7 protein-coding genes are annotated in these 6,761 nt (G+C 58.6%); 3 read left to right on the forward strand and 4 right to left on the reverse strand.

Annotated features, from left to right (window positions below; genetic code table 11):
* The first annotated feature begins 10 nt into the window (after positions 1-10).
* Together GHO25_RS12455 and GHO25_RS12460 are read left to right on the forward strand one after the other, a co-directional pair.
* A complete protein-coding gene (locus tag GHO25_RS12455; RefSeq protein WP_048370093.1) occupies positions 11-1,306 on the forward strand; it encodes an MFS transporter in 1,296 nt (431 codons plus the stop codon).
* 5 nt (positions 1,307-1,311) lie between these two features.
* Entirely contained in the window at positions 1,312-2,286 is a 975-nt protein-coding gene (locus tag GHO25_RS12460; protein WP_178110073.1) for a D-glycerate dehydrogenase, read from the forward strand.
* Positions 2,287-2,366: 80 nt separating this feature from the next.
* Here the strand turns inward: GHO25_RS12460 and GHO25_RS12465 are convergent, their stop codons facing one another.
* The 4 genes from GHO25_RS12465 to GHO25_RS12480 all read right to left on the reverse strand — a co-directional run bounded on the left by GHO25_RS12465 (position 2,367) and on the right by GHO25_RS12480 (position 6,158).
* The gene (locus GHO25_RS12465; RefSeq protein ID WP_153390897.1) at positions 2,367-3,449 is read right to left on the reverse strand and encodes a polyamine ABC transporter substrate-binding protein; all 1,083 of its coding nucleotides are present in this window, start codon (positions 3,447-3,449) and stop codon (positions 2,367-2,369) included.
* 63 nt (positions 3,450-3,512) lie between these two features.
* A complete protein-coding gene (locus tag GHO25_RS12470; protein ID WP_048370089.1) occupies positions 3,513-3,854 on the reverse strand; it encodes a cupin domain-containing protein in 342 nt (113 codons plus the stop codon).
* 29 nt (positions 3,855-3,883) lie between these two features.
* Entirely contained in the window at positions 3,884-5,290 is a 1,407-nt protein-coding gene (locus GHO25_RS12475) for an FAD-binding oxidoreductase (RefSeq protein WP_153390898.1), read from the reverse strand.
* A gap of 49 nt (positions 5,291-5,339) precedes the next feature.
* Positions 5,340-6,158 (reverse strand): AraC family transcriptional regulator, encoded by an 819-nt coding sequence (locus GHO25_RS12480; RefSeq protein WP_153390899.1) that lies wholly within the window; start codon positions 6,156-6,158, stop codon positions 5,340-5,342.
* A 246-nt stretch (positions 6,159-6,404) separates the two neighbouring features.
* Here GHO25_RS12480 and GHO25_RS12485 point away from each other — a divergent pair, with 246 nt between their 5' ends.
* The gene (locus GHO25_RS12485) at positions 6,405-6,677 is read left to right on the forward strand and encodes a DUF1652 domain-containing protein (RefSeq protein WP_048370086.1); all 273 of its coding nucleotides are present in this window, start codon (positions 6,405-6,407) and stop codon (positions 6,675-6,677) included.
* The last annotated feature ends 84 nt before the right edge of the window (positions 6,678-6,761 follow it).

The following is a 6,761-nucleotide window of genomic DNA, read 5'->3' on the forward strand; positions in this document are numbered from 1 at the left end:
GAGCATCACCATGCACTCACTGAAACTCGCCACCCGCCGGTGGTGGTACATCATGCCGATCGTCTTCATCACCTACAGCCTGGCCTACCTGGACCGCGCCAACTATGGCTTTGCCGCCGCCTCGGGCATGGCCGCCGACCTCAACATCACCCCCGGCCTGTCGTCGTTGCTGGGAGCACTGTTCTTTCTGGGGTACTTCTTTTTCCAGGTTCCCGGAGCGGTCTACGCGCAACGCAACAGCGTTAAAAAGCTGATTTTTGTCAGCCTGATTCTCTGGGGCGGGCTCGCCACCTTGACCGGCGTGGTGTCCAACGCCTACAGCCTGATCGCCATCCGCTTCATGCTCGGCGTGGTTGAAGCCGCGGTAATGCCCGCCATGCTGGTGTATTTGTGTCACTGGTTTACCCGTGCCGAACGCTCGCGCGCCAACACCTTCCTGATCCTTGGCAACCCGGTGACCATGCTCTGGATGTCGGTGGTGTCGGGCTATCTGGTGGAGCATTACAGCTGGCGCTGGATGTTTATCGTTGAAGGCTTGCCTGCCGTGCTCTGGGCCTTTATTTGGTGGCGCCTGGCGGATGACCGCCCAAGCGATGCCAAATGGCTCAGCCAGCAAGAGAAGCAAGACTTGCAAAGCGCGCTGGATGCCGAGCAAGTGGGCATGACCCCGGTGAAGAACTACGCGGCGGCCTTCCGCTCGCCAAAAGTCATCCTGCTGGCCTTGCAGTTCTTTTGCTGGAGCATCGGCGTGTATGGCTTTGTGCTGTGGCTGCCGTCGATCCTTAAACAGGGCGCGCACATGGACATGATCGAAGCCGGCTGGCTCTCAGCCCTGCCCTATCTGGCAGCCGTGATCGGCATGCTCGCGGTGTCGTGGGGCTCGGACAAACTGCAAAAGCGCAAACGTTTTGTCTGGCCACCGTTGCTGATTGCCTCTATCGCCTTCTACGGTTCCTACGCATTGGGCGCCGAGCACTTCTGGTGGTCCTACACATTGCTGGTGATTGCCGGGGCCTGCATGTATGCGCCGTATGGCCCCTTCTTCGCCATCATCCCGGAAATCCTCCCGGCCAACGTGGCAGGCGGCGCCATGGCACTGATCAACAGCATGGGCGCCCTGGGCTCATTTGGCGGCTCTTATCTGGTGGGTTACCTGAACAGCGAGACCGGTTCGCCGGGCGCGTCGTACCTGCTGATGAGCGGCGCCCTGCTGATCTCGGTGCTGTTGACCTTGATGCTCACCCCAACGCACAAAGATCCGGTTGCCCCTAAACGCCGCGCCCCGCAGCGCTTGGCCCACTCTTGATTTGAATGTCGGTGAACCCCTTGAAAAAACACGTCGTGCTGTACAAAGAACTGTCTGAACCGCTGATGCAACGACTGCAAGCCGAAACAGACGTCACGCTGATCAAGCGCCTCGACGCCCAAGGGCTGGAGCAACTGCGCGCCGCCCTGCCCCACGCCCACGGTTTGCTCGGCGCCAGCCTTAAACTCGACGCGCAATTGCTCGACCTGGCCCCCAAGCTTGAAGCCGTGGCCAGTGTGTCCGTGGGCGTTGATAACTACGATATAGACTACCTTACCCGGCGCAACATCATCCTCACCAATACCCCGGATGTCCTCACTGAGACGACGGCAGACACCGGTTTTGCGTTGATATTGGCCAGCGCCCGGCGCGTGGTGGAACTGGCAATTAAAGTGCGTAATGGCCAGTGGCAGAAAAACATCGGGCCCGAATCTTTTGGCACCGACGTGCATGGCAAAACCCTGGGCATTATCGGCATGGGCCGCATCGGTGAAGCCCTGGCCCAGCGCGGTCACTTTGGTTTCGGCATGCCGGTGATCTATCACAGCAACTCGCCAAAGCCTGCGGTTGAGGCGCGCTTCAACGCGCGCTACCGCAGCCTCAACGAGCTGCTACAAGAAGCCGACTTTGTGTGCCTGACCTTGCCGCTGACGGCGCAAACCGAAGGTTTGATCGGTGCTGAACAGTTCGCCCTGATGCGCCCAGAGAGCATCTTTATCAATATCTCGCGGGGCAAAGTGGTGGATGAAGCGGCGCTGATTGAGGCCTTGCAACAGGGCCAGATCCGCGCTGCCGGGCTGGATGTGTTTGTACGCGAGCCGCTGGAAGTGGACTCGCCACTGCTGCAGTTGGACAACGTGGTGGCTACGCCACATATCGGCTCGGCTACCGTTGAAACCCGCGAAGCGATGGCACGCTGCGCCGTCGATAACCTGCTGGCCGCCCTGGCTGGCGAACGCCCGGCCAACCGGGTGAATTGAGCTAAAACTATAGGAGCGAGCTCGCCTCGCGATCTTTTGATTTTTTGAAAAGATCGCGAGACAAGCTCGCTCCTACAGAGTTACTCGCCCGCCTTGATTTTGGTCCACACGCGGGTGCGAACCCGGTCAATTTTTAGCGGCATGGCTTCGAGTGCAAACAACTTGCCCATCATTTCTGGCGTCGGGTAAACCTTGGTGTCGGCCTTGATCTCAGGGCTGACCAACGCGTCCGCCTGCTGGTTGCCGTTGGCGTAATGCACGTAGTTGCTAATGCCCGCCATCACATCCGGGCGCAGCAAGTAGTTCATAAAGCTGTACGCGGCTTTTTCGTCTGGCGCATCGGCGGGCATGGCAACCATGTCAAACCAGATCGCCGCCCCTTCTTTGGGAATCGAGTAACCAATCTCGATGCCGTTTTTCGCTTCTTTGGCCCGGGTCTCCGCCTGCAAAATGTCCCCCGAGAAGCCTACCGCGACGCAGATATTGCCGTTGGCCAGGTCGCTGGTGTATTTCGAGGAATGGAAGTAACTGATGTAAGGCCGGACTTTCATCAGCAAATCTTCGGCTTTTTTGTAGTCATCCGGGTTTTTGCTGTGGGGCGGCAAGCCCAGATAATTGAGGGCAGCCGGGAGGATTTCCGGGCCGTTGTCGAGAATCGCAACGCCGCACTTGCTGAGCTTGGCCATGTTCTCGGGCTTGAAGATCAAATCCCAGGAATCGACCGGCGCGTTATCGCCTAAGACTGCTTTGACCTTGGCCACGTTGTAGCCAATCCCGGAGCTGCCCCACAAGTAAGGGAAGCCATGCTCATTGCCCGGGTCGTTGACTTCCAGCGCCTTGAGCAGCACCGGGTTGAGGTTTTTCCAGTTGGGCAATTGGCTCTTGTCGAGCTTCTTCAGCGCCCCGCCTTCAATCTGCCGAGCCATGAAGTGGTTGGACGGGAACACCACGTCATACCCGGAGTTGCCGGTCATCAACTTGCCGTCCAGCGTCTCGTTGCTGTCGAACAGGTCATAGGTAAAACCGATGCCGGTGTCGCGTTGAAAATTCTTCATCGTGTCGGGCGCAATGTAATCCGACCAGTTGTAGACCTTCACCGTCTCGGCGGCCTGACACAACGTACCAACCAGCATTAGGGGCAACAGGGTAGTCATACGCTTCATGATTCGATTCCTAGCATGTTTTGGGCAGCTTTTTTATAGGCAGGTATCGGCAGTGTTAAGCGATCAAAAGATCAATACATACGTCTTGCGCACGGTTTCCTGGATATCCCAGATACCGGTGCTGTTGGCAGGCAACATCAGTGCATCGCCCGCTTCTATGGTCAGAGGTTCGCCGCCATCGGGGGTGAAGGTGCAGCGGCCTTGAATAAAGTGACAAAACTCCTGCTGGACGATTTGCCGACGCCAGCGCCCCGGCGTGCACTCCCAGATTCCGGTTTCGACGCCATCGGTGCGTTCAACACAGGTAACCGAGGTGACCGACACTGGAGTTCCCAGCGGCACAGCCACCGGGAAGGACTCTTGCAGCACAGCATGGGCGGTGTTTTTAAAGTGCGTGATGCTCATGAAAAACTTCCTGATCAAGACAACAAGGGTTACTGCATGAAACCTTCCATAAAATCCGCCATACGGCTGGCAAATTGCCTACGCCACGGCGGGCTATTGAGATTCGCCAGGGTTTTGTCTTCGTACACAAAGCTGCGAATGATCGCGTTGTAACCCAACCAGCGGCACGGTTCGGGCTCCCAGGCCTTGAGCGCTTTCAAGCCGCCTTCGGTTAACACCCAAGGCTGTTTAACCTCTGCCGTGTCCCGTTGCAGAATCAGGTCGGCCAAGGTTCGGCCGCCCAAATGACTGGCGCCCACGCCTTCACCGCCGTAGCCCCCGGCCAGCGCAACACCCTGCTGGCGGTCACAGAGCATGTGCGGCTGGAAGCGCCGCGACATCCCCAGGTTTCCGCCCCACGCATGGCTGATCTCGACGTTTTTCAATTGCGGGAACAGTTCACCGAACAGGTAGCGGCGCAGCTCTATTTCGCTGGCAGTCAGGTCGAAGTTTTCGCGCAGGCGCCCGCCAAACTGGTAGCCCCCGCGCGCGCCGAACACCAGGCGGTTATCCGCCGTGCGCTGGCCGTAGGTCACCTGGCGACTGCTCTCACTAAAAGCTTGCCCCTGCGACAGGCCGATGCTGTCCCACAGCGCCTCGGACAACGGCTCGGTGGCGACAATCAAGCTTTGCACCGGCAACTGATAACGCCCCAGAGGCGCCAGGGTGTTGGCATAGCCTTCCACCGCCGGCACTACCCAACGGCTGCGGACCTGGGCCTTGGCAGTGCGGGCTTTGCCGGGCTGCCAATCAGTCACCGGGCTTTGCTCAAAAATTTGCACGCCCATGCGCTCGACAGCGCGGGCCAGCCCGCGCACCAGCTTGGCCGGGTGAATCGTTGCCACGTGCGGGGTGAAGATACCGCCGTAGGGTTTGGCGACACGGATCTGCTGCGCCAGCTCATTAGGGCTTAGCCAGCGGTAGTCGGCGTCATTCAAGCCTTGGGCATGCAGCTTGCCCAAGTATCGGCGCATGCTGGCTTCTTGCTCCGGGTAACGCGCCGCACAGTACAAGGCGCCACCTTTGCGGTAGTCGCAGTCAATGCCCTCGCGATCAATCACGCTTTTGACTTCGTCCGGGATACCGTGCAGCAGGTCGAATGAGGTGCGTCGTTGTTCGGTCGAGAGCCCGGCAAGCAAGCGGTCTTCGCCCAGCAGGTTACCCATCAGCCAGCCGCCATTGCGGCCCGACGCACCAAAACCTGCGGTCTGCGCCTCGACAATGGCGACGCTCAATTCGGGCGCATGGCGTTTAAGGTAGTACGCGGTCCACAACCCGGTGTAGCCAGCGCCAATGATCAGCACGTCGACCTCCAGGTCGTGCTCAAGCGACGGCCGAGGCGTCAGGGTTTCCTCAAGCTGGTCCATCCATAAACTGATCGCGCGCCATGCTGGCATTACCGACTCCACCTTGGGTTCAAGAATGGGTCGATCCTAGCGTCAGTGCTCAGCCAGCGTCTTGCGTGCGTGCCCGCAAAGAAATTTGCTTGGCATAGGCCTTGGGCGACTGACCGGTATGTTGACGAAAACAGGTGTAAAAGGCCGATATCGAATTAAACCCTGCTGAAAACGCCACCTCATCCACCTTGATCGGTGCAACCGCCGCATCCATCGCCGCCAACACATGCCGCAACCGCGCCTGATTCACATAGCGATAAAAGCTTTGGCCCAGCACCTTGTTCAGCAAATACGACATCTGGTTGCGCGTGTAGCCGCAGGCCTTGGCCACCTGTTGCAGGTCCAGTTCTGGGTCGAGATAGGGCTGCTGACGTTCGAAGTAGGTTTGCAGGTCTTGCGCCATAAAGCTCAATTGCCGGGCTGAGAGCCCGAGGCGACTGACCGCCGGGCGCAACGGCGGTTGTTGTGCGGTGTCATGGGCAGCCTCATGCACCAGCGATGCGTATTCATTGACGCGCCAGATCAGGCCGTCGCGCACGGTAATGGCTTCACTGGCGCGAAATGACACCAGCCCCTGACTGCCGCGCAAGGTCATGCGGTATTGAATGAACGCGGTATTACCGTCCAGACGAATCCGGTCGCTGTGTTCCAGCGCCTCATCCGCCGCTCTGGGCATGGACTTTTGCACGTACTCGCGCAAATCAGCGAGGACCATGACGCGGTTCTGGAAGAAGTCGTGATAGCGCACGTCAGGATGATAAAGCGCCATCACGCCGTCCAGGTCGCGGTACTTCCAGCACAGGTGGTAGCGCATGACCGTTTCGCCAGTCGCCTGGGTCTGTTCAGGGCCGTCGTCGGGGAGTGACATAGAACGCTCAACTGGCAAAAAACACAGAATGCCGAGTTTACCCACACGCTTCAATAACAGTTGGACGGAGCCAAATTTGCCGCAGCGCATGACACACATCAAAACTGGCGCCATAAAACCGACGAAATGCAAAAAAAGGCTTATCGCCATCACTGATGAGTGCTAGGTTAAACACGAAAGACTCGCAAACACTCAAGGAGAGGTTAGCGCCTCACCATCACGTCAGAGCAAAAGGAATCGCTCTTCATGAAACCCGTCAGTTCCATTGATAAGTTCAGCTTCCCCAACGCCTGCCAACTCATGCGCTGGCACTTTCACCCCATTGGCTTCGAGGCGACCATGGACGCGCCCAAGAGCATGGTTGCCCGGTTGTTTGACCGCGCCACCGGGGAAACCATGATTGCCATTGCCGGCATCCCCTGCGCCACTAGCATGAGCACCGGGGAAGTGGCACGCATCATCCAGGCCGTGGAGGACGAACTCGAAAGCTTCATCCCCCCTTTGGCGTGGCAGGCGTAAAAACGCCCTCTGTAATTACATGGACTCGCCCAAGCCGAGGCGTCTGTGCGCCACGGTGGCATTCTATTAGAAGCCAACGACAGC

Source organism: Pseudomonas sp. FSL R10-1350 (assembly GCF_009600525.1).
Lineage (GTDB): Bacteria > Pseudomonadota > Gammaproteobacteria > Pseudomonadales > Pseudomonadaceae > Aquipseudomonas > Aquipseudomonas helleri.

What these genes read in the sequence shown, in the direction of transcription:
- GHO25_RS12480 (WP_153390899.1), bottom strand. Translation starts at nt 6,158, where the DNA reads ATGTCACTCCCCGACGACGGCCCTGAACAGACCCAGGCGACTGGCGAA.
- GHO25_RS12465 (WP_153390897.1), bottom strand. Translation starts at nt 3,449, where the DNA reads ATGAAGCGTATGACTACCCTGTTGCCCCTAATGCTGGTTGGTACGTTG.
- GHO25_RS12485 (WP_048370086.1), top strand. Translation starts at nt 6,405, where the DNA reads ATGAAACCCGTCAGTTCCATTGATAAGTTCAGCTTCCCCAACGCCTGC.
- GHO25_RS12475 (WP_153390898.1), bottom strand. Translation starts at nt 5,290, where the DNA reads ATGCCAGCATGGCGCGCGATCAGTTTATGGATGGACCAGCTTGAGGAA.
- GHO25_RS12470 (WP_048370089.1), bottom strand. Translation starts at nt 3,854, where the DNA reads ATGAGCATCACGCACTTTAAAAACACCGCCCATGCTGTGCTGCAAGAG.
- GHO25_RS12455 (WP_048370093.1), top strand. Translation starts at nt 11, where the DNA reads ATGCACTCACTGAAACTCGCCACCCGCCGGTGGTGGTACATCATGCCG.
- GHO25_RS12460 (WP_178110073.1), top strand. Translation starts at nt 1,312, where the DNA reads ATGTCGGTGAACCCCTTGAAAAAACACGTCGTGCTGTACAAAGAACTG.